General features: G+C 57.2%; 1 rRNA gene. It reads right to left on the reverse strand.

What is annotated here, in order from left to right:
* A 23S ribosomal RNA gene (locus tag IG94_RS0137925) occupies nucleotides 1-1270 on the reverse strand; the annotation flags it as partial.
* Between the last annotated feature and the right edge of the window lie 56 nt (nucleotides 1271-1326).

Raw genomic sequence — 1326 nt, forward strand, 5'->3', positions numbered from 1 at the left:
AATGACACGACTTCGGCGGTACGCTTGAGCCCCGCTACATTGTCGGCGCGGAATCACTAGACCAGTGAGCTATTACGCACTCTTTCAAGGGTGGCTGCTTCTAAGCCAACCTCCTGGTTGTCTGTGCGACTCCACATCCTTTCCCACTTAGCGTACGCTTAGGGGCCTTAGTCGATGCTCTGGGCTGTTTCCCTCTCGACCATGGAGCTTATCCCCCACAGTCTCACTGCCGCGCTCTCACTTACCGGCATTCGGAGTTTGGCTAAGGTCAGTAACCCGGTAGGGCCCATCGCCTATCCAGTGCTCTACCTCCGGCAAGAAACACACGACGCTGCACCTAAATGCATTTCGGGGAGAACCAGCTATCACGGAGTTTGATTGGCCTTTCACCCCTAACCACAGGTCATCCCCCAGGTTTTCAACCCTGGTGGGTTCGGTCCTCCACGAAGTCTTACCTCCGCTTCAACCTGCCCATGGCTAGATCACTCCGCTTCGGGTCTTGAGCGTGCTACTACAGCGCCCTGTTCGGACTCGCTTTCGCTACGGCTTCCCCACCCGGGTTAACCTCGCAACACACCGCAAACTCGCAGGCTCATTCTTCAAAAGGCACGCAGTCACGAGACAAGCACAAGTGCTTGTCCGACGCTCCCACGGCTTGTAGGCACACGGTTTCAGGTACTATTTCACTCCGCTCCCGCGGTACTTTTCACCATTCCCTCACGGTACTATCCGCTATCGGTCACCAGGGAATATTTAGGCTTAGCGGGTGGTCCCGCCAGATTCACACGGGATTTCTCGGGCCCCGTGCTACTTGGGTGTCTCTCAAACGAGCCGCTAATGTTTCGACTACGGGGGTCTTACCCTCTACGCCGGACCTTTCGCATGTCCTTCGCCTACATCAACGGTTTCTGACTCGTCGACCAGCCGGCAGACTGATCAAGAGAGATCCCACAACCCCGCACACGCAACCCCTGCCGGGTCTCACACGTATACGGTTTGGCCTCATCCGGTTTCGCTCGCCACTACTCCCGGAATCACGGTTGTTTTCTCTTCCTGCGGGTACTGAGATGTTTCACTTCCCCGCGTTCCCTCCACACTGCCTATGAGTTCAGCAGCGGGTGACAGCCCATGACGACTGCCGGGTTTCCCCATTCGGACACCCCCGGATCAAAGCCTGGTTGACGACTCCCCGGGGCCTATCGTGGCCTCCCACGTCCTTCATCGGTTCCTGGTGCCAAGGCATCCACCGTGCGCCCTTAAAAACTTGGCCACAGATGCTCGCGTCCACTGTGCAGTTCTCAAACAACGACCAACCACCCATCACCC

The organism is Streptomyces olivaceus, assembly GCF_000721235.1.
GTDB classification, from domain to species: domain Bacteria; phylum Actinomycetota; class Actinomycetes; order Streptomycetales; family Streptomycetaceae; genus Streptomyces; species Streptomyces olivaceus.